Origin of the sequence: Nonomuraea sp. KM88, assembly GCF_052245635.1 — a bacterium.
In the GTDB taxonomy this organism is placed as follows: domain Bacteria; phylum Actinomycetota; class Actinomycetes; order Streptosporangiales; family Streptosporangiaceae; genus Nonomuraea.
In genome coordinates this window covers 992278-1015415 of the sequence record NZ_JBQQCC010000001.1, presented here as the reverse complement: position 1 = coordinate 1015415, position 23138 = coordinate 992278, and the positions used below count along the sequence as shown (strand labels likewise).

Annotated in this window: 20 protein-coding genes; 13 read left to right on the top strand and 7 right to left on the bottom strand. The window is 73.3% G+C overall.

Annotated features, from left to right (window positions below):
- Positions 1-23: 23 nt before the first annotated feature.
- On the top strand, positions 24-2774 hold the full coding sequence (locus ACTWPV_RS04640) for a beta-glucosidase family protein (protein ID WP_443150711.1): 2751 nt from the start codon (positions 24-26) through the stop codon (positions 2772-2774).
- A 110-nt stretch (positions 2775-2884) separates the two neighbouring features.
- Here ACTWPV_RS04640 and ACTWPV_RS04635 read toward each other — a convergent pair whose 3' ends face one another.
- Positions 2885-3607, bottom strand: coding sequence for a phosphotransferase (locus ACTWPV_RS04635; RefSeq protein ID WP_443150710.1), 723 nt, complete (start codon positions 3605-3607; stop codon positions 2885-2887).
- Positions 3608-3920: 313 nt separating this feature from the next.
- Here ACTWPV_RS04635 and ACTWPV_RS04630 point away from each other — a divergent pair, with 313 nt between their 5' ends.
- The 3 genes from ACTWPV_RS04630 (at position 3921) to ACTWPV_RS04620 (ending at position 6403) form a co-directional block, all read left to right on the top strand.
- A complete protein-coding gene (locus tag ACTWPV_RS04630; RefSeq protein ID WP_347776631.1) occupies positions 3921-4484 on the top strand; it encodes a matrixin family metalloprotease in 564 nt (187 codons plus the stop codon).
- Positions 4484-5188, top strand: coding sequence for a hypothetical protein (locus ACTWPV_RS04625; protein ID WP_443150709.1), 705 nt, complete (start codon positions 4484-4486; stop codon positions 5186-5188). Before ACTWPV_RS04630 ends, ACTWPV_RS04625 begins: the two co-directional genes overlap by 1 nt.
- A 78-nt stretch (positions 5189-5266) precedes the next feature.
- Positions 5267-6403, top strand: a complete 1137-nt coding sequence (locus tag ACTWPV_RS04620; protein ID WP_443150708.1) for an FAD-dependent oxidoreductase — start codon at positions 5267-5269, stop codon at positions 6401-6403.
- 21 nt (positions 6404-6424) lie between these two features.
- On the opposite strand, the gene ACTWPV_RS04615 is transcribed toward ACTWPV_RS04620, so the two are convergent.
- A complete protein-coding gene (locus ACTWPV_RS04615; protein WP_443150707.1) occupies positions 6425-6739 on the bottom strand; it encodes an AMP-binding enzyme in 315 nt (104 codons plus the stop codon).
- Positions 6736-7848: an AMP-binding protein gene (locus ACTWPV_RS04610; protein WP_443150706.1), complete on the bottom strand. Its 1113-nt coding sequence runs from the start codon at positions 7846-7848 to the stop codon at positions 6736-6738. Before ACTWPV_RS04610 ends, ACTWPV_RS04615 begins: the two co-directional genes overlap by 4 nt.
- 199 nt (positions 7849-8047) lie before the next feature.
- On the opposite strand from ACTWPV_RS04610, the gene ACTWPV_RS04605 reads away from it, so the two are divergent.
- Complete coding sequence (locus ACTWPV_RS04605; RefSeq protein WP_443150705.1) at positions 8048-8224, top strand: hypothetical protein; 177 nt, start codon at positions 8048-8050, stop codon at positions 8222-8224.
- 377 nt (positions 8225-8601) lie between these two features.
- The gene (locus ACTWPV_RS04600; protein WP_443150704.1) at positions 8602-9396 is read left to right on the top strand and encodes a hypothetical protein; all 795 of its coding nucleotides are present in this window, start codon (positions 8602-8604) and stop codon (positions 9394-9396) included.
- A gap of 47 nt (positions 9397-9443) precedes the next feature.
- Here ACTWPV_RS04600 and ACTWPV_RS04595 read toward each other — a convergent pair whose 3' ends face one another.
- From ACTWPV_RS04595 to ACTWPV_RS04585, 3 genes are all read right to left on the bottom strand, one after another.
- Entirely contained in the window at positions 9444-11147 is a 1704-nt protein-coding gene (locus ACTWPV_RS04595) for a SpoIIE family protein phosphatase (RefSeq protein WP_443150703.1), read from the bottom strand.
- Positions 11148-11283: 136 nt separating this feature from the next.
- Positions 11284-11469, bottom strand: coding sequence for a CHRD domain-containing protein (locus ACTWPV_RS04590; RefSeq protein WP_443150702.1), 186 nt, complete (start codon positions 11467-11469; stop codon positions 11284-11286).
- 83 nt (positions 11470-11552) lie between these two features.
- Positions 11553-12749, bottom strand: a complete 1197-nt coding sequence (locus ACTWPV_RS04585; protein WP_443150701.1) for a serine hydrolase domain-containing protein — start codon at positions 12747-12749, stop codon at positions 11553-11555.
- A gap of 230 nt (positions 12750-12979) precedes the next feature.
- On the opposite strand from ACTWPV_RS04585, the gene ACTWPV_RS04580 reads away from it, so the two are divergent.
- Positions 12980-13435 carry a GNAT family N-acetyltransferase gene (locus ACTWPV_RS04580; protein WP_443150700.1) on the top strand — a complete coding sequence of 152 codons (456 nt, stop codon included), beginning with the start codon at positions 12980-12982 and terminating at the stop codon, positions 13433-13435.
- Between the two features lie 70 nt (positions 13436-13505).
- Here the strand turns inward: ACTWPV_RS04580 and ACTWPV_RS04575 are convergent, their stop codons facing one another.
- Positions 13506-14231 (bottom strand): SDR family oxidoreductase, encoded by a 726-nt coding sequence (locus ACTWPV_RS04575; RefSeq protein WP_443150699.1) that lies wholly within the window; start codon positions 14229-14231, stop codon positions 13506-13508.
- A 217-nt stretch (positions 14232-14448) separates the two neighbouring features.
- On the opposite strand from ACTWPV_RS04575, the gene ACTWPV_RS04570 reads away from it, so the two are divergent.
- From ACTWPV_RS04570 to ACTWPV_RS04545, 6 genes are all read left to right on the top strand, one after another.
- On the top strand, positions 14449-17178 hold the full coding sequence (locus ACTWPV_RS04570; protein ID WP_443150698.1) for an AAA family ATPase: 2730 nt from the start codon (positions 14449-14451) through the stop codon (positions 17176-17178).
- Between the two features lie 130 nt (positions 17179-17308).
- Positions 17309-19051, top strand: coding sequence for a DJ-1/PfpI family protein (locus ACTWPV_RS04565; protein ID WP_443150697.1), 1743 nt, complete (start codon positions 17309-17311; stop codon positions 19049-19051).
- 155 nt (positions 19052-19206) lie between these two features.
- Positions 19207-20253, top strand: a complete 1047-nt coding sequence (locus tag ACTWPV_RS04560) for an SAM-dependent methyltransferase (RefSeq protein ID WP_347642248.1) — start codon at positions 19207-19209, stop codon at positions 20251-20253.
- 217 nt (positions 20254-20470) lie between these two features.
- Positions 20471-20770, top strand: coding sequence for a muconolactone Delta-isomerase family protein (locus tag ACTWPV_RS04555; RefSeq protein WP_443150696.1), 300 nt, complete (start codon positions 20471-20473; stop codon positions 20768-20770).
- Positions 20771-20981: 211 nt separating this feature from the next.
- Complete coding sequence (locus ACTWPV_RS04550; protein WP_443150695.1) at positions 20982-21374, top strand: hypothetical protein; 393 nt, start codon at positions 20982-20984, stop codon at positions 21372-21374.
- 246 nt (positions 21375-21620) lie between these two features.
- On the top strand, positions 21621-23123 hold the full coding sequence (locus ACTWPV_RS04545; protein ID WP_443150694.1) for a class I adenylate-forming enzyme family protein: 1503 nt from the start codon (positions 21621-21623) through the stop codon (positions 23121-23123).
- Positions 23124-23138: the final 15 nt, after the last annotated feature.

The window sequence follows — 23138 nt, the reverse complement described above, 5'->3', positions numbered from 1 at the left end:
CGTATGAGCAGCGGGAGGCCTCCGTGCACCAGATCGACCGGCTCCTCGACAAGCTCACCCTGGAGGGCAAGGTCCGCCTGCTGACCGGCGCGGACGAGTGGAGCACCCACGCCGACCCCGACATCGGGTTGCGCGCCATGGTGCTGTCCGACGGGCCGTCCGGCATCCGCGGCGTCACCTGGGACGAGCGCGACCCCGCGGTGAACCTGCCGTCCGCCACCGCGCTCGCGGCCACCTGGGACGTCGCCACCGCCCACGCGTACGGGGCGGCGCTGGCGGCCGAGGCGCGGCGCAAGGGCGCCCACGTGGTACTCGGGCCGACGATCAACCTGCACCGCAGCCCGCTCGGAGGGCGGCACTTCGAGGCGTACTCCGAGGACCCGCTGCTGACCGCCGACCTGGCGGCGGCGTACGTGCGCGGAGTCCAGAGCCTCGGCGTCGCCGCGACCCCCAAGCACTACGTGGGCAACGACTTCGAGACCGAGCGCTTCACGGCGAACGTCGTGGTGAGCGAGCGGGCGCTGCGGGAGCTGTACCTGGCGGCGTTCGAGAAGGCCGTGGTGGAGGCGGGGGCCTGGGTGGTGATGTCGGCGTACAACGCGGTCAACGGCGCCACCATGACGGAGAACCCGCTGCTGGCCGAGCCGCTGTGCGGCGAATGGGGGTTCGACGGGGTGGTGGTGTCCGACTGGTGGGCCGCGCGGTCGACCGTACCGGCCGCACTGGCCAGGCAGGACCTGGCGATGCCCGGACCGGACGGGCCGTGGGGGGACGCGCTGGTCGCGGCGGTGCGCGACGGGCTCGTCCCGGAGGCCGCGGTCGACGAGAAGGTACGGCGCCTGCTGCGGCTGGCCGCCCGCGTCGGCGCCCTTGACGGCCTCACCCCCGCCCTCACCTCCGGCCTCACCTCCGGCCTCACCCCCGGCCTCACCCCCGGCCTCACCCCCGGCCTCACCCCCGGCCGCACCCCCGGCCTCGACCCGGCCACCGGCACGCGGAATGCTTCCACCCCCGTCCCGGCCACCGGCGCGCAGGACGGCTCGGCCCCCGCCACCGACCCGGGTACCGGAACGCGGGACGGCCGCACGCCCGCTTCCGGCACGGCCGCCGGCGTGCCCGCTTCCGGGACGACCGCCGGCGTGCCCCCGGCGGCGGCGGCTTCCGCCGACGAGGGCGCCGCGCTGGCGCGGCGGGTGGCAGCCGACGGGATGGTGCTGGTGCGCAACGAGGGCGAGCTGCCGTGGCCCGCTCCCGGCCCTCGGTCGGTCGCGGTGATCGGGCACAACGCCCTCCAGTTCCGCAGCCAGGGCGGCGGCAGCGCCACCGTGACCCCGCCGTACGTCATCTCCCCGCTGGACGGGCTGCGCGCCGCGCTGCCGGACGCCGAGATCACGTGGACCCTCGGCGCCGTCACCCAGGAGGGCCTCGCGGCGCTGCCGATCGCGCGGCTGACCGACCCCGTCTCGGGCGAACCCGGGGTGCGCGCCCGCTTCCTCGACTCCTGCGGCCGGGAGCTGCTGAGCGAGAACCGCCGCTCGTCCGACCTGGCCAGGTTGGGCGGATCACGCCCTTCGGGCACGACGTCGGTGGAGGTCACCACCCGCTACCTGGTACGCGAGCCGGGCACCGCGCGGCTCGGCATCGCGGGAGCCGGGTTCGCCACGCTGGCCGTCGACGGTGTGCGGGTGCTGGAGCGGGAGCTGGTGCACGGGGGCGAGGACTTCGGCGGCGGCCTGGTCTCGCCGCCGCACGCCTCGGTCACGGTCGAGCTCGCCGCCGGAGCGGCCGAGCTGACGGCCAGGCTGGACGGCGTGCCGCAGGGCAACGGCCTGACCCTCACGCTGGGCGAGGACCTGGCCCCCGCCGGCACGGCACGCGCCGGCGGCATGGACGCCGGGAAGGCCGGGACGGACGCCGAGGGGACGGGCGCCGGCGAGACACGGGCGGGCGCCGGCGAGGCGGCGGGGGTCGAGGCGGCGGTCGAGGCGGCGGGCGAGGCGGCGCGGCGGGCGGAGGTGGCCGTGGTCGTGGTCGGCACGAGCCCGGAGATCGAACGGGAGGCGGCCGACCGGGCCACGCTGGCGCTTCCCGGCGCGCAGGACGGGCTCGTGCGTGCGGTGGCCGCCGCCAACCCGCGCACGGTCGTCGTCGTCAACGCGGGCGCGCCCGTGCTCATGCCGTGGCGGAACGAGGTGGCCGCCGTGCTGCTGGGCTGGTTCGGCGGGCAGGAGTTCGGCGACGCCCTGGCCGACGTGCTGCTCGGGACGGCCGAGCCGGGCGGCCGGCTGCCCACCACCTGGCCCGGCGAGGAGGCGGACGTGCCGGTCCTGCGGACCGCTCCTGCGGACGGGGTGGTGGCCTACGAGGAGGGCGTCCATGTCGGCTACCGCGCATGGCTGCGCGCCGGAACCGCGCCCGCCTACCCGTTCGGGCACGGGCTCGGCTACACGAGCTGGGAGCTGACCGACCTCGCCGCCACCCCCGGCGAGGTGAGCCTGACCGTGCGCAACACCGGCGGGCGCGCGGGCAAGCACGTGGTGCAGGTGTACCTGTCACGGGAGTCGAGCGCGGTGGACCGGCCGGTGCGCTGGCTCGCCGGATACGCGGTGGTGCGCGCCGTCGCGGGGCAGTCCGATCGGGTCACGATCCCGCTCCCGCGCCGCGCGTTCCAGCATTGGGACGGCGGCTGGCGGACCGAGCCGGGCGAGTTCACCGTCCACGCCGGCTCCAGCGTCGCCGACCTCCCCCTCACCGCCCGGATCAGCGCGCCGTAGGGCGACCGGCCCTCCCGAGACCGGTCCTCCCCCACCGCCCCGATCCGCGTTCCGCAGGGCGACCGGCGGGTAGGCGCTCTCCCGATTCCGCCGGCGGGTGCGGATGCGCGCTAGCGCGGGAAGTCGTCGAGTTCGCGCACGGCCTGGTCGAGGTCGTCGGCGACGCCGCGGCGCAGCAGCCTGGCGTAGAGCCCGTCGCCGGTGACGCCCAGCCGGCGGATCAGGGCCGCACGAGCGCGCATCTGCGCCTGGGCGTCGTCGATGAGGGTCTTCGTGCGGCCCTTCCATCCGTACGCGTCCAGGAACCGGCGCAACCGCGCGGGCCGCGTGTCGAACTGGGTGAACCCCTCCGCGGCGGCCACGTGACGGGCGTGCAGCGGCACCCAGCACAGCGCCAGCGCCGCCACGTCGGAGTCCACCGTGGTGGGGCCGGCGAAATCCCAGTCGAAGAAGCCGACCAGCCGCCCGGCGTGGTAGGCGGCGTTGAACGGGCTGGCGTCGTTGTGTGCGATGACCAGCCCGGGCTCCCACGGCCGGCCGGTGCGCCAGTGAGCGTCCGCGGGGGGCACGAAGTCGGTCACCGTCTCGTGGTACGACCTCAGCCATGACGCCACCTGCACGAGCGTGTCCTCGGTGCGGGTCCACCAGGGCCACACCAGGGCGTCGCCGACGGTGTCGCCTTCGAGATAGGTGAGGATCTCGCATCCGTCCGCGTCGATGCCGAGCACGCGGGGAGCCCCGTCGAATCCTCTGTTCTCCAGGTGCCGCAGCAGCTCGTGAACGGACGCCGTCCACGCTCGCACCGGCCGCCGGACCTGGGATCCCACGCGCACGGCGCCCCCGTCGTTTCCGCCTCCGAGCCGACTCCCGGTCACGAGCGCCTCCCAACGGGCTCCGGCCGGGCGGCTCACGTCGATCGATGGTTCCCTGCTCCGTCCTTGCGCCCCATGAAATTTCGCACGGGACCGCGTCCGCAGCAAGGCCGCGGAGGACCGTCCCCCGGATGCCCGGGAGGCGGACCGTGCTCACGACGCCGGCGCCGGAAGACGGTGGTTCGCGAACAGAGACAGAAAGGAAACAGAAAGGAAACAACGACCGCCCTAGAAAGATCGTGTTCCGCCATGCACCGATCGAGGAGGTTTCCTGGTGAGGCATGCTCCCCGTCACCACCGGACGGCCACGGGCGTGGTCGTCTTAGGGCTGGTCGCCGCCGTTGTGCCGCTGGCCGCCACCCCTGTGTCGGCGCACAGAAAGGACTACGGGCAGAAGTGGTCGAACTTCAGCTACCACCACGTGACCGGCTACAACGATCAGTGGAAACCACCCATGACCAAGGCGCCACAACGCTGGTCGAATCACGCCAGGGTGGCCCTGCGCAACGATTCGGGCGCCAACTGCAACGTCAAGGTGGGACGCTACAGCTCATCAGGCTTCGGGCACTACTACAGCTACCACGTCAACGGCGGGTCCACGGGCTGCTACATCACGCTCAACGCTCGCACGATCGCCAACAAGGCCAGCCGGTTCCAGAACTACGTGCACAGCGTCTTCACGCACGAGCTCGGCCATGCGCTGAGTCTGGGACACAACGAGCGCAACGACTCGATCATGTGTAAGTGCCGCAACCGGAACACCATGACGCGCCGCCAGTCGCACGACAACAGCGACGTGACGGATTACTACACCACCGGCTACACGAGGAAGTTCTGATGGCGAAGCGACACCTTGCCACGCTCGCCTTAAGCGCGGGCCTCGTCTTCTCTGTGGCGGGATGCGGAGGTGGAGCCGCCACGACGACGGCGGTCTCCATGGACGGGGCCGGCCCGCGGGAGGCGGTCGTGTCGGCCGACTATCCGGCTTTCGCCTCCGTGAAGGAGATGTGGGACGACGCCGACCTCGTGGTGCAGGCCAACGTCACCGGCATGCGAACCGCGAGGGACAAGCCCTCGAAGATCCTCGAACCCGGCGACGAGGGGTACGACGACCCCAAGGCCAACCCCCTGTACGGGCTCACCCCCGACGAGCTGGCCGAGGCCAGGAAGGTGGCCGAACAGGAGGTCGGCGACATCGTCACCATCGCCACGGCGGACATCACCCACGTGTTCAAGGGCGATCCGGCCGGCGTGCGCTCCGTCGAGGTCCGGCAGCTCGGCGGAGAGCTCGGCGGAGAGAAGCTGACCGCGCTCGACGAGGTCAAGCTCGCCCAGGACAGGAGTTATCTGCTGTTCCTGCACGCCTGGGACGACACCGGGGACCACACCATGGTGAGCCCGGAACAGGGGCAGTACGTCGCGACGGGCCCGGACGGCAGGGCGGCGACGTCCGCGAAGTCGGGCGACACGTACGCCCCGCTTCCCGGCAACCGGCTCCAGGTCACCCGCGCCGCCCTTGACGAGCTCGCGAAGTCGGACTGATCGGCGCCCCGGCCGGGCCGGCGACCCAAGGCTCTATAAAGTGTAGTACTACATTTAGTAGAGCCTTGGAGGCCGCCGGTGCGGGTGCTTGTAGCGGGAGCGGGGATCAGCGGGCTGGCGGCGGCGCGGGGACTGATCGCCGCCGGGCACGAGGTGGTGGTTCTGGAGCAGGCGCCGGGGCTGCGCCTGGAGGGCGGGGCCATCACCCTGTGGTGCAACGGCACCGCCATCCTCGGGGACGTCGGCGTCGACCTGGAAGGCACGGGGCAGCGGCTGACGGCGATGCGCCTGCGGACCGCGGGCGGCCACCCGGTGCTGGAGCTCGACCTGGAGGCGCTGGCGGAGCGGTTCGGGTCGGCGGCCCGGGTGCTGCCGCGCGGCTCGCTGATCACCCTTCTGGACCGCGGGCTGCCGGAGGGCACCGTACGGTTCGGCGCGCGGGTCACGGAGGTGCGGGCCGACCGCGACGGCGTACGGGTGCGGACACGGACGGGCGAGGAGCACAGCGGCGACTTCCTGGTGGGCGCCGACGGCGTGCACTCGCGGGTGCGGGCCCACGTCCTGGGCGACGCCCCGGCGGCGCTGACCGGCGCGGCGATCTGGCAGGGTCTGACGCCGGCCCCGTTCGACCTGGGATCGGTCACGACGCTGATGGTCGGCCGGCAGGGCGACTTCGGGTACGCGAGCGCGGGCGACGGGCTCATGCAGTGGTTCTTCGACGTGCCGTGGTCGCCTGACGCGCCGAGGGAGGACAAGCCGCTGGAGATGTTGCGCCGGCGGTTCGCGGGGTGGGCCTCCCCGGTCGAGCAGGTGCTGGACTCGCTGCGCGACGGCGACGCCGAGTTGTTCCCGCACACCCGGCACAAGGTGCCGTGCCGCTGGGGCGAGGGGCGGTGCGTGCTGCTCGGGGACGCGGCGCACGGCATGCCGCCCGTCGGGGCGCAGGGCACCAACCAGGCGCTGGAGGACGTGGCGACGCTGGTGGACTGCCTGGCCGCGGTGGCCGATCCGGCCGACGTCGTCGGCGTGTACTCCGCCAGGCGCAGGCGGCGGGCGGCCCTGGCCTCCACCGTCGCCTCGAACACCCTCGCCGTGTCCGGCCCGCGGACGCTGATGCAGAGCGAGCGCCTCATGCGCATGAACGGCGCCGCGCCGCCGCGGCTGGCCACCCGGGGGTTCGGCCGCCTGCTGAGCGCCCTCAGCGACCGGATCTGACACCCTTCGGCGGCGGGGGTGTCAGACCCGCCGCCCCATCTCCTCGATCACGCGCCGGGCCCACGCCACTTCGAGCTTTCCCGTGGGCGTCCTGCGCAGCGCCGGGAGGAGCACGACGGCGCGCGGGACCTTGTAACCGGCCAGGCCGCGGCGGACCCAGCCCTGGAGCTCCCGCTCCGTCAGGGTGCCGTCCGGGGTGGCGACCACCGCCGCGACGCGCTCGCCCCACGTCTCGTCCCGGACGCCCACCACGATGCAGTCCGTCACGCCCGGGTGGGCGAGCAGCGCGTTCTCGACCTCCTGGGGGAACACCTTCTCGCCGCCCGTGTTGATCACACCGGAGCCCCTGCCGAGGAACCGGATCGCGCCGTCCGCCTCGACCTGCGCGAGGTCGCCCGGGATGGAGTGGCGGACACCGTCGATGACGCGGAACGTGGCCGCGGTCCTGGCCGGGTCCTTGTGGTAGCCGAGCGGCAGCGGGCCGGCGTAGGCGAGCACCCCCGTCTCCCCGCTGCCGGGGACGACCTCGGCACCCTCGGGCGAGACGACCTTGGTCGCGGGGACCGGCAGGAAGCGGCTCGGCAGGTCGCCGGCGGAGGAGGTGACGGCGAAGGCGAACGGCCCGCCCGCTGCGCGGCGACGGTCTCCCAGACGTGCCGCGCGTCGAGCCCGCCCTCGCGCGTGGTGATGACCCGGCCGCCGGTGAGCAGGGCGCCCATCGCGTTGAACAGCCCGGTGGCGTGCATGAGCGGGACCACCGGCATCGTCGCGGGCGCCCGGCCCCGCGCACGCGCGCTCTCCGCGATCCGCGCCGCCTCGTCGAGCGTCGAGGGCGGCTCGCACACGCCCAGCGGCCGGAAGACCGGCACCGTCAGCGAGTGCAGCAGATCGCCCTGCCGCCAGATGACGCCCTTCGGCCGGCCCGTGGTGCCGCCGGTGTACATGAACAGCCGGTCCGAGCTCGGCCGCGACGCCGCGGGCCTGGGCTCCGTGGCGGCGAGGAGATCGTCCAGGCCGGCCGCGGGAGGGCCGGCGGCGCCGTCCGCGGGCGCGCCGGCCCGTACGAGCAGGCGCAGCGTGGGCACCGTACGCGCGGCGTGGCCGACGTGGGCGGCCAGCTCGCCGCTGAAGACGATCGCCGCCGCGTCGGCGTCCCCGAGCACGGCGGACAGTTCCTCCCCGGTGTAGCGGTAGTTCGCGTTGACCGGCACGGCGCCGAGTTTGAACGCCGCGAACACGGTCTCGAGGTAGGCCGCGCCGTTGTGGAGGTAGCAGGCCACCGTGTCCCCCGGCCCGACCCCGGCCCGCTCCAGCGCCGTGGCCAGCCGGGCCGCCCGGTCCTCGAACTCGGCGTAGGTGCGGTCGCCCCCCGGCTCCGAGATGGCCACCGCGCCGGGAAGGCGGCGGGCGACGGCCTCCCAGATCGTGCCGATGGAGACGTCCATGGATCAGTCTCCCTCCCGACCGCGCCGGCGCCGCCCGCGCCACATGGTAGGCACGGACCTGATCCGGGCGACACCGCCCAAATGACCGGGCGGTGGGTGGACAAATGACGTAGCCGCCTGGATTCTCCCTCTCGCGGGGGACGTTCCTCCCCGGGCCAGGGGAAGAGGACCGCGGCGAGCGGCGTCTACGGTGACGGCCATGACGCGTTCTGATCGGCCACGACGCTGGCCCGCGTACGCGGTGGCGGGGCTGTTCCTCGGTTACGCCGCCGGGAAGGCCGCCTTCGCCACGCAGGCCCGGCTCGGGTTCCCCGGCGGCCCGCCGGTTCGCGGCCTCCGAGGCCGCGAGCTACTTCGTGACTCCTCCGCTCCCTGAAGGAAGCGGCTTCTCGCCCCGCTTACGCGGGAGACGACGGCCAAGCCCTGACCGATGCCCGAAAGCACAAGCACCATCCTATCCGCAGGAGGCGACGGTGTCCGAGGTTCTGCCACTGAACGCCCGAGCCTTGGCGGCCCTCCCGCTCCCGATTTCCCCCATCGCCCGAAGGCGACGGTCCCCTCAGGAGGCTCTGATGGACGCGGCCACGGCGCAGTGGCTCGCAACCGCGTCCGGGGTGGCGGGGGCGGGGATCGTCCTCCTCACGGTCCTGCCGCTGGGCCGCCGGGTGCCCAGATGGCTGATGCTGCTCGTGCTCGCCGGGCCGGGCGGCGGCGATTTGTCGGCGGTCGGACCGGGCCCTAAAGTCACGCCACGTGAGACTTTTCATGATCACGGCGCTGGCGGGCACCCTCGCCGCGCCGCTGACCGGGCCGACGACGCACGCGGCCGCCGGGGGAACGACGGTCCACCCCGTCGACCGCAACGAGCTGACCGCCAACCCGCTCTACCAGGCGGGTCCGCTGCCCAGGACGACCTGCGGGGAGCCCCCGGTCAGGCGCGGCGACCGCAAGCTGGCGCGCGCCTACGTCAACGCGGTCGTCGCCTGCCTGGAGCGCACCTGGAAACGGCACCTCACCGGCGCGGGGCTGCCGTACGAACCGGTCCGGGTGCTGCACATGAACCGGATCCCCAGGAACCACTGCGACCTGGCGGTGGACGGCGCCGACTCCCAGGCGTGGTACTGCGAGGAGAACCGCACGCTGATCTTCCAGATCGGCGAGGAGTGGGCCGCCAACCCCTCCGACCTGTGGTTGTTCCACACGGCCGCCTCCATGTACGCCTACCACGTGCAGTACCTGACCGGCATCTCGGCCGCCCTCGGCGAGCTGTCCGCCGACGGAAAGGCGGAGTACCGCGAGCAGTCCCGGCGCTACTTCCTCCAGTCCGCCTGCCTGGGGGGCGCTTTCATGAAGAGTGTCTGGCCCATGAAGGGGCGCGCCGCGAAAGACTGGCACCGCTTCAAGTCCCTTCCCGTCGGCGACCAGGACGGCAGGAACAGCTGGTACGGCACGACCGCCACGGTCCGCTCCTGGGTGGCGCGCGGTTTCGCCACCGGCCACCCGGGTTCGTGCAACACCTGGGAGGCCGCGTCCGCCAAGGTGACCTGACCTGCTCCTGCCCACCCCCCGCGGAGCCCCCCTGCGGCCCGCGCCGGTCAGCCGGGGATGCGCAGGGCGAGCATGGCGACGTCGTCGTCGTTGTCGGAGGGGCGCACGCCGGCGAGGAGCGCGTCGCAGATCGAGCCGAGCGGCTGGTCGACCAGGGACGAGGCGTACCTGGCGAGCCTGGCCAGCCCGTCGTCGAGGGAGTGGCCAGGAGACTCGATCAGCCCGTCCGTGTAGAGCAGCAGGACCGAGCCCGGCAGCAGCTCGACGGCGGCGTCCTCGCGCGCGGCAGGCAGCCCGGTGCCCAGCATCAGGCCGCTGCCGTCGTCCAGGAAGCGGGCCCGCCCGTCGCGTTCGACCAGGAGGGGCGGCAGGTGGCCCGCGTTGGTCCAGCGCAGCCGCCAAGCGCCTGCCGGCTGCTCCACCCGGGCGAAGATGACGGTGGCCATCGTCGTCTCGGCCATCCGCACCACCGCCTCGTCCAGCCGGTTCACGATCTCGCTGGGAGGCTTCTCCACCTCCCCGGCGTACGCGCGCAGCATGTTGCAGACCTGGGCCATGCCCGCCGCGGCGTCGAGGTCGTGGCCGACGACGTCGCCGATCACCAGGCCCGTCGCCCCGTCGGACAGGACGAAGGCGTCGTACCAGTCGCCGCCGACCTGGGAGGCGTCCGGCGCGGGCAGGTAGCGCGCGCTCATCAGCACGCCCGGCACGCGGGGCAGCGTCGGCAGCAGGTGGCGCTGCATGGTCTCCGCGACCCGTCGCTGCCGCTCGTACAGGCGGGCGTTGTCGAGCGCGAGCCCGGCACGGCGGGCGATGTCCTCGACCAGCAGGAGGTCGGCCGACGTGAACGCCCCGGACCGCTCGGAGCGCCCCAGGGTCAGGGCGCCCACCACCTCCCGGACGCCGCGGATCGGCACGATGGTCGCGGAGTGCATGCCGGTCTCCTCGAACAGCTCACGCTGCCTCACCGCGATGTCCGAGTCGGGACTCCCCTGGTAGTCCTGCGGCCCCACCAGCGCGGGGGTGACTCCGCGCAGCGCCCGCGACAGGGGCATCGACGATTCCTGCGGCACCGGCGGCATCGGTCCTTCCAGGTCCCGCCGGTGCACCCGTACGCCGTGCTCGTAGTGCACCACGGCGACGCGCGCCACCCCGCCCTCCTCGGTGAGCAGGTCCACCACCCCCCAGTCCGCCAGCAGCGGCACGACGAGGCGGATGAGCTGGCGCACGGTCTCGTCGACGTCCAGGCTGGAGGTGAGGGTCGCGGTCGTCTCCGCCAGCAGGGCCAGCCGGTCCAGCTCCGGCATCGACGACGCGGACGGCCTGGGTTGCCCCTCGGCGTGGGTGGGTGCGGATTCCCCGTGGAAGAGCACCAGCGCGCCCTGGCCTCCCTCGCCGATCCGGCAGGGAGTCACCATCCAGGAGACCGCGATCAGCGAGCCGTCCCCGCGCTCCATCCATTCCTGGTGGCCCTGCCTGGTCTCGCCGGAGATGAGGGCCTGACGCATCACGCACCGGCTCCGCGGCAGGGATTCGCCGTATTTCCCGCGGTGCAGCAGGTCGTGGGCATCCTTTCCCAGCAGGGTCGAAGCGGCGCGGTTGAGCATCTGCTCCGCCCGGGGGTTGATGCCGACGATGTGCCCCGCGTCGTCCACCACGTAGGTCGCGGCGTCGGAAAGGTCTCGCAGCTGGAAGGTGCGCTCTCCCTCCGCCGCCAAGGACCGTCCGGCGTCCCCTGCTGGAACGTTCATGGGCGGCTCCTTCCCCCGTGCTGCGATCTCTACCCAGCGACCTCCCATATCACCATCTACCTATTACGGACATTTCATGACAGCGTGCGCTTATCACGCGAACCGGTGCCGGCAGGGCTCCTCAAACGCGACCGGCCTACCAGTCGCCCGGATAGAGCTGGCCGCGGATCGCTCCGCCGGGGAACTGGGCGGTGTGCAGGTTCGCGTACCAGTTCCGCGGGTTGTCCCGGATGCGGCGGGCCAGCGCGGCGGAGGTGGTGGCGCTGCCTGCGACGCCGTCGACCCCGGCCGGCAGGCCCTTCTTCGCGGCGAGGAAGGGCACGGAGGGTGCGCAGGTTCATGATGGCCCTTTCGGTGGTCTCTCGGCCTGGTACGGCCCCCTCCCCCGCCGGGGTTCAACCACCGTCAGACCGGGCGCTGGCCGCCCGTGATGAGCCGGCGTTCCAGATGGAGGATGGGCTTGGTGGCCGTGCTGTCGTAGTTGCCGAGGGTCACCGACACCCAGTCCAGGTCGGGATAGACGTTGTACGTGTCGCCCACGCCCGGACCACCTCCCGTGTGGCCGAAGAGGCGCCGGCCGTCGAAGATGTTCGCCGCGAACCCGTACCCGTAGTGGGAGCACAGCAGCAGCGGGTCCTGGCCCTCCTCGGGCGGCACGACGGTCTTGCCGCTGGTCGCCATCTCGACGGTCGCGTGCTCGAGCAGCTTGCCGTCCTCCGCCAGAGCCTGCACGAACGTCAGCAGCTCCCCTGTGGTCGAGTAGGAGCCGCCGGAGGGCAGGCCGACGAACGGGGCCCGCTCGCTCGCCGTGAAGTCGTAGCGCTCACCGGTTTCGCGGTCGGTCGTGTAGGAGTGCGCGATGTCGTCCGCGGCCAGAATCTGCGGCCTGGTGTAGAAGTCCGTGCGCTTCATGCCGGCGGGGGCGAACACGTGCTCGCGCACGTAGTCGTAGTAGTCCTGCCCCGACACCTCGGCCACGATGGCCCCGAGCACGATGAACCCGTCATTGCTGTACTTGTACCTGGTGCCCGGCGTGAACTGCGTCGGCAGCGGACGGATGGCCTTCAGCGTGCCCTCCCACACCTCCTCGACCGAGTCCCACGCCTGCTCGTCCTTGTCCGGCGGTCCGCTCGTCTTCGGCGGCCTGCCCACACCGGAGGTGTGCGTCAGCAGCTGGTGGACGGTCACGTTCGCGGCCACCTCGGCGGGGAACCCGTCCAGGTAGGCGCCCAGCTTCTCGTGGAGTGCCACCTTGCGCCGCTGCACCAGCTGCAGCAGGGCCGTGGCGGTGAAGCACTTGCCGATCGAGCCGAGGTTGAAAAGGGTGTCCGTGCGATTGGGCGTCTTCCGCGCCCTGTCGGCCATGCCGTAGGCGCGCTCCAGCACGGGTCTGCCGCGGTGGGCCAGCAGGACCGTGCCGGAGAACTCGCCGGCCCTGGCCCGGGCGGCGATGTACCGGTCGTACTCTCCGCCGGGGCGCAGCTCCTTCGGTATCCGGCCGCGGCGGGACGGGGCGGCCGACGCGGGCCCCGCCACCATGCCACCGGCGACCGCGAACGGCGCGGCTCCCATCACTCCCAGCAAGGACCGTCGCGATGCCACAGGTGATCGACGTTCCATGACCATGCCTCCTCCAAGAAACGACCGGCGGGGTTTCCCTCCTGGCCCGCGATCCAACACGGGTAGGCGTTTCCCGCGCGTTACCGCCGCCGGGTGGGGCGCGGGCATGGGGGCGGGCTACCGGCCCGGAAGGACGCCCGCCGCCCCCTCCGGAACCCGGCCGGCGCCGGCCTGGCACGCTATGCCTGACACCCGGCCGTAGGGAGACGTATATGAAGATCGTGGTCGACGACCTGTCCAGCCCGGAGATCGCCAGATTCCTTGACGAACACGTCCAGCAGATGCGATCCATCACGCCCTTGGAGAGCAAGCACGCGCTCGACCTCGACGGGCTGCGCGAGCCCGGAGTCACGTTCTGGTCGGTCATGGACGGTGACACGGTCGTCGGCTGCGGAGCGATCAAACGGCTGGACGCCGCCCATGCCGAGGTGAAGTCGATGCGCACCTCGCAGGCGCGACGGCAGAGCGGGATCGCGTCCCTCCTGCTGGATCACATCATCACCGAGGCCCGCCGCATGGGTTTCACCCGGTTGAGCCTGGAGACCGGCTCGGCCGAGTTCTTCCTGCCCGCCCGCCGGCTGTACGAGAAGTTCGGCTTCGCCTACTGCGAGCCGTTCGCGGACTACGAGCCTGACCCGCACAGCGCGTTCATGACGAGAACCCTCTGACGCGCGATCGGCGCTCGGTACGGGCCCGCCAGGGACGCCGGCCCCTTCCGCGTTTCCTCGTGTGTGATCGCTACTTCCGCGGGCGGAGCCCGGAGGAGTCGCGGCAGGGTCCGGAGCGGGCGTACAGCGCCCTGCCGGTGATGGCGGACGCGGCGTCCGAGCACAACCACAGAACGGTATGCGCGACACCGTCAACGCCGCCGTCCGGACCGATCTCCGCGCCGCCCGGACCGACGCCCGCGCCGGCGAGCGGACCTGCGACCGGGCCGGTCGCCACGGCGTTGACCCGGACGCCGGAGCCGGCCAGGTCCAGCGCCGCCTCGCGGGTCATCTCGATCACGGCGGCCCGCGGGGCACCGGACGGCACGAGGTTGACGATGCACCCGCCGGTCCGGCGCATCGCCTGGATCTCGTACTTCAACGCCAGGGACAGGCCCCGCACCTGAGCGGCACAGTCGCACCCGCCGTCGCACCCGGCAGCGGCACAGGGAGCGGCGGCGCCGGAGGCGGCAGGGCGGCAGGCGATGTCGTTGCAGGCGGCGTCGAGGCGGCCGAACGCGCCGAGCGTCTGCTCGACCAGCCGCCGCACCGACACCGGGCTGGCCAGGTCCGTCGGGACGGCGACCGCCTGGCCGCCCGCCGCGCCGAGTTCGGCGGCCAGCGCCGCGAGGGCCTGGCCGTCGCGGGCGGCGAGCACCACGCTGGCGCCCGCCCTGCTCAGCGCGCAGGACGTGGCGGCGGCGCCGTGACCGATGCCGTGACCGGCGCTGGCGACGATGGCGGTACGGCCGCTCAAGGCTCCGCGCGTCATGGTGGCCTCGCCCCCGGTTCGTCTCGCAGGTCCGGTACGCACCCGACGCTAGGAGCCCACCGCCGCACCCCGCATCGGCGAAATCGCCGGTCTCGTTGCGGGGCACGGAACAGCCGCTTCGAAGCGTTCACACCACGCACGCCGAAGAAGGTCCCGGCTTGGGATGTTTGTCATGGGTGCCGGTGCTTTCTATGCTCGGCGTGTGCTGGGGCGAGCCGACGAGACGGAGTTGCTGGACTCGTTGTTGCGGCGCGCCGCGGACGGGCACGGCGGCGGGGTGGTGCTGCACGGCGAGCCGGGCATCGGCAAGACGGCGCTGCTGTCGTACGCGGAGGAGCGGGCCGCCGGTTTCCAGGTGCTCCGCGCGGTCGGCGTCGAGCCCGAGGCGGATCTCGCGTACGCGACCCTGCACCAGCTCCTCATGCCCGTGCTCGGTTCGGTCGGCGCGTTGCCTGGGCCGCAGGCGCAGGCGCTGAACATCCTGTTCGGGCGAGCGCACGGCGGCGCGCCCGATCCGTTCCTGGTGGGCCTGGCGAGCCTGTCGCTGCTGTCCCTGCTGGCCGGGGAGCGGCCGGTGTTGTGCGTCGTCGACGACGCTCACTGGGCGGACCAGCCGACGCTCAAGACGCTGGCGTTCGTCGCTCGCCGGCTGGACGACGAGCCCGTCGCGCTGATGCTGGCCGCGCGGGCCGACGAGGGCCACGGCACCGACCTGCCTCACCTGCGCAGGGTCCCGCTCATGGGCCTCGGCGGGGAGGCGGCCACGGCGCTGCTGGCCGAGCGCGCGGGCGGGCGGCGGCTGACCGACGGCGAGCGCCGCCACCTGCTGGCCGCCACCGGCGGCAACCCGCTGGCCCTGCTGGAGCTGGCGGGCAAGGAGCTCCCGCCGGAAGGAGCGCAGGAGCCGCCGGCGTTGACCGACGAGTTGCGGCGCTCGTTCCTGAGCCGGGTCCGTGCCCGGCACGCGGAGGCGTTGCCGCTGCTGCAGCTGGTCGCCGCCGACGGTTCCGGCAGCGTGGAGACGATCGAGAAGGCGGCCGTCGAGCTGCGACTCGACGCCGGGCCGCTGCACCGGGCGGAGCTCGACGAGCTGCTGACGTACGACGGGCCGAGGCTGGTGTTCCGGCATCCGCTGATGCGGTCGGCGATCTATCACAGCGCCACGCCGGGGCGGCGCGCGGCGATCCATCGTTCCCTCGCCTCGGCCTTCGACGCTCCGGCCGACCAGCACCGGCGGGCCTGGCACCGCGGTCAGGCCGCGACCGGCCACGACGAGGAGGCCGCGGAGCTGCTCGAACGCTCGGCCGAGCAGGCCGCGCTGCGCGGAGGCCCGGCGGCGGCCATGGCCGCGCTGTCGCGCGCCGCCGAGCTCACCGCGGCCGGCCCGCACCGGGGGCGGCGGTTGTGGAGCGCGGCGCGCGCCGCCGTTCGCGGGGGGTTCACCGCCACCGCCGGGGAGTTGCTCGACCGGGCCGAGCGCGAGCCCCATCTGGACGAGGTGGACCGGATCTCCGTGGCCGCGATGCGGGCCGTGGTGACCGAGTTCATCGGCTCTCCCGAGGACGCGATGGACCTCGTCAGGCCGTGGATCCCGCGGGCGCTGCGGGTCGACCGGCGCCGCTTCACCCCGACCGTCGCGATGTACGGCGACCTCGGAACCCGTACCAACCGGCCAGGGGCCTGGTCCGAGCTCGCCGGCTGGCTCGACGAGGGCATGCCGGAGCAGGACGCCCGGGACGGAGGGGGCGGTCCTGAGGAGGCGGTGCTGCGGCTGCTGCGCGCCGCCTGCCTGGCCCGCGCCGGCCACGACCCGGGACCCGCCGTACGGGACGGCGCCGGCGTGGACGCGCTCACCGATCCGATCACGATGACCCTGGCAGGGGCGATCGCCCGAGGGCTCGGCGACCGCGAGCTGAGCCGGCGCCTGTACCAGAACGCCGGGCGGCTGGCCCGCGCCGGCGGCTCGCTGGGCGCCCTCGCGTGGAACCTCGAGTACCAGGCGGCCGACGAGCTCGCCCGCGGCAGGCTCGGGCTGGCGGAGGCCCACGCCGAGGAGGGCTGCGCGTTCGCCGCCGAGGTCGGCCAGCCGAACACGGCCTGCCGCAACCGGGGGCTGCTGGCCTTGTGCGCCGCGATCCGCGGCCGTCCTGAGGCCGGTGAGCTGGCCGCGGAGGTGCTGGCCGAGGCGAGCGAGCGCCGGCTGGCGGATGCGACGGCGTACGCCAGGCGGGCCCTCGGGCTGGCGGAGCTGGTCGCGGGCAGGCACGGCGAGGCCGCGCGGCACTTCGAGGCGGTCGGCGGGTGGGACGCGGACCAGCCTTCGGACCTGGCGATGGGCCTGGTCCCCGATCTCGTCGAGGCTCTGGTCAGGGCCGGCGAGCACGACCGGGCCGCCGTGGCCGCCGCCCGCTACGCGCGGTGGACGGAGCACACCGCGTCGCCGGAGCTGGGCGCGCTCACGGCGCGCTGCCGGGCGCTGGTCCGCGACGACGGCGGGGCCCACTACGCGGAGAGCCTGCGCCTGCACGCGCTGGCCGACGCCCCGCTGGAGCAGGCCCGTACCGAGTTGCTGCTGGGCGAGCAGTTGCGGCGCGACCGGCGGCGCTCCCAGGCGCAGCAGCACCTGCGCGGCGCCGCGGAGACCTTCCGCCGCATCGGCGCGATCGCCTGGGCCGATCGCGCGCTGGGCGAGTTGCGCGCCACCGGCGAGTCGGCGCGCGCCCCCGAGGCGGGGGCGCTGACCGCGCTCACCCCCCAGGAACTGCGCATCGCGCTGGCCGTCGGCGAAGGGCTGACCAACCGGGAGATCGCCGCGCAGCTGTTCCTCAGCCCGCGCACCGTGGACTACCACCTGCGCAAGGTCTTCCAGAAGGCCGGCCTCACGTCGCGGGCCGAGCTCATGCGCATGGTGCTCGCCGAACGCCCGACGTAGGGCCGGACGTAGGGCCCGACGTGGGGCAGGGCGCAGGACCGGCGTGATGACCGGCGACTTCACTGATTCGGTGGCGCGCCTGCCTTCCTAGCGTGAGGGGCCTCAACGTCCTTCACGTCAGGAGCCCGGCATGACGAACCACGAACGTCGTCCCGGCGGGGTACGCACCGCCGCCCGCCTCGTCTGGCACTACCTCGAACTGGTCATCGCGGCGGCCCTCGGGATGGTGCTGCTCGACCCCCTGTGGATCTCGGTGCTGGAGGTCGCCCGGTTCGACGTCTACCTCCTGCTCATGGCGGCCGGCATGGCCGCCGGTGTGGCGCTCTGGATGCTGGTGCGCCGGCATGCCTGGCCGCGGATCGCCGAGATGAGCCTCGCGGTGTTCCTGCCGTTCCCCGTGCTGCTCGTTCCTTTCTGGCTCGGTGTGTTACCGGCCGGTCCGGTGACGCTCATCGGGCATGTGATCCCGCTGGTGCTTCTGGCGGCGGCGATGATCTGGCGGCGCGCGGAGTACGCGGATCCCCGGCACCGGTTCAGGTTCCGGGGCAGGTGGCTCCGCGGGACGGCCGTCGTCCTGGCGGCGCTGCTGCTTCCCGGCGCGGTCTCCGCGGTGAACACCGTCGGCAAGTTCGGCGACCTGTACACGGCCCGCGCGGACGCGGTGACCGTCCGGCCGGCGCCGAAGGAGCACGACCCGGCCAAGCCGACGGTGGCCCTGCTGGCCGGCGGCAGCGGCACGAACGTGGCGGACCTGCTCGGGCCGTACGAGGTGCTGGCGGGCACCGGCCGGGTCAACACCTACGTCGTGTCTCCCGGCTCGCGGCCGGCGCCCCTGACCGGCGGCCTGGATCTGGTGCCCGACCTGACCTTCGGCGGGCTCGCGCGGCTGCTGAGCGACCGGAACGACAAGCTCGACGCCATGGTGGTCCCCGCCATGGACGACCCCGGCCCCGCCGAGCTGGGCTCGATCACCCGCTGGCTGCGGGAACAGTCGGCCGCCGGCGCGGTGGCGATGAGCGTCTGCAACGGGGCTCGCACGCTCGCGGCCAGCGGGCTGCTGGACGGCAGGCCCGCGACCTCCCACTGGTTGCGCATGGCCGGGCTGCGCGACGACTTCCCCCGCGTCGGGTGGGTGACCGGCGTGCGCTACGTCGACGACGGGAACCTCATCACCACGGCCGGCGTGTTGTCCGGCATCGACGGCGCCCTGCGCGTGCTCGAACGGCTGGTCGACCCCGGCACCGCGCGGGAGGCGGCGCGCAGGGTGCACTGGCGGCACTACTCCCCCGGCGCTTCCACGCGGATCCCCGCGTCCGAGCTCCAGCCGCCTGACGTGGTGGTCGCGCTCAACTCCTCCTACCAACCGGGGCCTTCGTCCATCGGCATCCGGGTCGCCGGCGGCATCGGGGAGCTGGAGCTGGCCTCCGCGTTCATCTCGTACACCGAGCACGCCATGGTCGGGCGCACCGTCGCGCTGGGCGACGGGCCGTTCCGCTCCAGGCACGGGCTGACCTTCGTGCCGCGCTCGACGGTCGCGGCCGCGGCGGACGTGCTCGACCGCCTGCTCGTGCCCGGCCTGGACGCCGCGCGCGCGAAGGCGGTGGACGGCGTGGCGGGGCTGCGGCCGGAGTACCTCCACACCGAGGAGGAGTTCGCGTTCGATCCGGTGCTGCGCGACATCGCCCGTACGTACGACGTGCAGACGGCCCGCTGGACGGCGAAGACCTTGGAGTATCCGGTGGCCGGCGTCGGGCTGAGCGGCAGCGCCTGGCCGTGGCCGGCGACGATCGTGCTGCTGGGGCTGGTGCTGCTGGGGGGCTCCGCCGCCGTGGTCGCCCGGCTGGTGGTCCGCCGGATCCGCACGCGCCACTGATGGGCGAGTCGCTCCTGCGCGCGGGCTGACCTCCCGCTCCCGGAACCCTGCCCGGAACCCTGCCCGCCCGGCGCGTGCCTTCGCCATGTCAGGGCATGTGCCGACGTTGGGGGTCGAGACCGGTGGAAGCCGGCCTGACAGGAAGGAGACGGGGGATGGACCGCGAGAAGGTCAACGAGTTCCTGGGCCGGGTCGTGGCCGACATGGCGGCCACCGAGGCCGCCGGCTCGGTGGTGGTCGGCCAGCGGCTGGGCCTCTACCGCGCGCTCGCGCAGGGCCCGGCGACACCCGAGGAGTTCGCCGAGCGCACCGGCTGCCACCCGCGCTACCTGACCGAGTGGCTGCGGGGCCAGGCCGCCGGCGGGTACGTCGGCTACGAGCCGGAGACCGGCCGGTTCTCGCTGAGCGAGGAGCAGGCGTTCTGCCTGGCCGACCCGGACGGCCCGAACGTGCCGGCGGCGTTCCTCATCGCCCTGGGGATGCTGCGCTCGGAGCCGCGCATCACGGAGGCGTTCCGCACGGGCGCCGGCGTCGGCTGGCACGAGCACGACGAGGACGTCTTCGTCGGGTGCGACGCGTTCTTCCGCGCGGGGTACACGGCGGAGCTGATCCCGCACTGGATCCCGGCGCTGGAAGGGGTCGACGCGAAGCTCACCGCCGGGGCCAGGGTCGCCGACGTCGGCTGCGGCCTCGGCTCGTCGTCGCTGCTGCTCGCCAAGGCGTACCCGCGCACCACGGTTCTCGGCTCGGACTACCACACCGAGTCGATCGCGCTGGCGCGCAAGCGGGCCGCGGAGGCCGGGCTGGCCGACCGGGTCGGCTTCGAGGTCGCCGGCGCGCAGGACTTCAGCGGCACGGACTTCGACCTGGTGGCGATGTTCGACTGCCTGCACGACATGGGCGACCCGCTCGGCGCGGCCCGGCGGGTGCGCGGGGCGCTGGCCCCTGACGGTACGTGGCTCCTGGTGGAGCCGCTGGCCGCGGACCGGGTCGAGGAGAACCTCCACCCGCTGGGGCGGCTGTACTACAGCGCGTCCACGTTCCTCTGCGTGCCCAGCGCCCTGTCCCAGCCGGGCGGGTACGCGCTGGGCGCGCAGGCCGGGAGCGCCGCGATCCGCGAGGTCGTCACGGAGGCGGGCTTCACCCGGTTCCGCGAGGCGGCGCGGACGCCGTTCAACCTCGTGTACGAGGTGCGCCCTTAGGCGGGCACGTCAGCCGCCCGGAGGTCACAGGCCGTACTCCTCCGCGGTGACGTACGTGACGCCGTCCTGGCGCGGGGGCCGGGCCTACCGCAGGGGATCCCGCCGCCACATCGGACATTTGTCGCGGTGAGGCCGGTTCCGATGCACGACGACACGCGCTCACGCGTCCGGTTCTACTGGTGGGCCAGGACGTCGCCGCCCCGTCGACAGGAGAGCCATGGAATTCCTGGTGCGCACGGAGAACCTGCTGCCGCCCGACACGCCCGACCACACCCGCGACCGCCTGCGCAGCGCCGAACGCGAGCGGGCCCAGGAGCTGCGCGACGCGGGCGTGCTCAAGCGGCTGTGGCGGGTTCCCGGCCGCAACGCCACCGTCGGTCTCTACGAGGCCGGCGACCCGGCCGAGCTGCACGACGCGCTGGCGTCGCTGCCGATGTGGAAGTGGATGGACGTGACTGTCGAGGCCCTGGCCACCCACCCGCAGGAGCGGAAGGAGCCTCGCGGCTTACGAAAGTGACACGAGTCATCCTGCTCCTGGCATAGAGCATCCGGGCCGTCCGCCGGGCCGGCCAAGTGTTGGCCAAGCCCTCTCGGGAGCGTGCCGGCCTGCGGGACTTCTCCCTCCATGAGCGGTCACAGTGGGTGAGTTCACGCCTTTCTTCCCGGAGCGGAACCAACACCCACGACACGGCGAGCGCTCCGGGCTCTTGCGGACAAGGGAGTCAGACATGCTCGAGCGCGTCCTCACCGCTACCGCGGCGACCGCGGCGACACTCGCTCTGGCCGCCGCCCCCGCCCTGGCGGGTGACGGGCCCCGGGTGGCCACCTACGACGCGCGCGAAGGCTCCGTCCTGGTGGACGCCGACCGCAAACGGATCACCGTGTGCGACAAGGTCCGCGACGACACCTCCATCAGGACCGAGTACACCACCACCCGCGACCAGGAGTGGACCGCCCAGGCGCCCCAGGGCGGCTGCCGCACGCGCCGCACCTGGCTCACCAGGATCACCGGCTTCCGGTTCTGCACCGGCCACATCAACCTGGGCCGCATCGCCTGGGACGGGTGCCGCCAGCGCGTCAGGACGCCCGCGGAACTTCGAGACTGGCCCAGGCGCCGCTGAACCCGGTGGCCCTTCGGCCACCACTTTCGTGGCCCTGGACGAGACATCGCAATCGAAAGTTTCGGCTACAGATTAAAATTTTCCCTGTTGCATCGGCCCCCGGATTGCCTATTCTGCCGGAGAAGAAGAGCGATCCGGGGCGTCGGCCGACCTGGATCGTGCGCGCGGACCGCCGATGTTGCCGATGCCGCCGATGCTGCAGATCAGGGAACAGATCATGGTGTCGAAACTTTTCGGGAAACGATCGTGGTAGGCCACGACCCCCGGCTCACGCTCCCCGACGTGCTGGCACGCCGCGCGCAGGAGGAGCCCGACCGTCTCGCGCTCGTGGTGGCCGGGGCCGGGGAGCTGTCGTTCGGCGGCTGGGACCGGCGCGCCGACACCATCGCCCACGCGCTGATCAACCGTGGGCTGCCGGCAGGGCACCGGGTCGGGCTGCTGTTCGACGAACGGGACTGGATCGACTTCGCCGCCGCGTGGTGCGGCGTCATGCGGGCCGGGTGCGTCGCCGTACCGCTGTCCGGCCGCCTGGCACCCGCCGAGGTGCGGCACGCGCTGACCGACTGCTCCGTGACCGCCGTCCTGCGCGGCTCCGGCGCCGAACCGCCCGACGTCGGCGTGTGGCAGGCCGTCGCGGCCGAGCTCGAAGGCGACGGCACCCCCGTACGGCGCGGCGTCTCCCCCGGCGCGCTGGCGCAGATCATCTACACCTCCGGCACGACCGGGCGGGCCAAGGGCGTCGGCGCCACCCACGCCAACCTCGCCTACGGCGTCACCACGAACCCCCGGCGTCGCAAACTCGCCCACTCCCGGCACTTCCTGCACGCGTTCCCGATCGGCAGCAACGCCGGCCAGACCATGCTCGTCAACGCCCTGGAGGCCCGGCCCGCCGCGCTGACCCTGCCGATGTTCACGCCGGCCCGCTTCGCGCGGCTGATCGAGTCGTACCGCGTGGGCACGGTGTTCGTCGTGCCCGCCATGGCCATCGAGCTGCTCAACGCCGGGGTGCGGGAGAGGTACGACCTGTCGAGCGTGCGGCTCCTCGGCTCCACCGCGGCCGGCCTGCCGCCCGCCGTGGCCGCGGGCATGGCGGAGGCGTTCCCCAAGGCGACGATCGTCAACTACTACACCTCCACCGAGGCGGCACCGGCGCAGACCGTGATGATCGTCGACCCGGCCAGGCCCGCGTCGGTGGGCCGCCCTTCGGCCGGCGGTGAGCTGAAGATCGTCGGCCGGGACGGCGGGCCCGCCCGGCCCGGCGAGCACGGAGAGGTCTGGTTGCGCTCCCCCGCCGGGACCCGCGCCTACTACCGGGACCGGCGGCTGACCGACGACGTCTTCAAGGACGGCTGGGTGCGCATGGGCGACGTCGGCTACCTCGACGAGGACGGCTACCTCTATCTGGTCGACAGGGAGAGCGACGTCATCAAGTCGGGCGCGCACAAGGTCTCCACGCTGCAGGTCGAGGCCGCGTTGTACGAGCATCCCGCGGTCGCCGAGGCCGCCGTGGTCGGGATCCCGCACCCGGTGCTCGGCCGCGTCACCGGCGCCGCCGTCGTCACCCGCCACCCCGTCACGGCCGCCGACCTGCGCACGTTCCTGCTCGACCGGCTCGCCGGGCACGAGCTGCCGAGCCGGCTGTTGTTCCTGCCCGAGCTGCCGAAGAACCACGTCGGAAAGGTGGTGAAGCCCCGGCTCCTCGACCTGCTCGGCCCCACGGACCCGCCTCCGGCGGCCGGCTCCACGTGAGACCCCCTGGCAGCG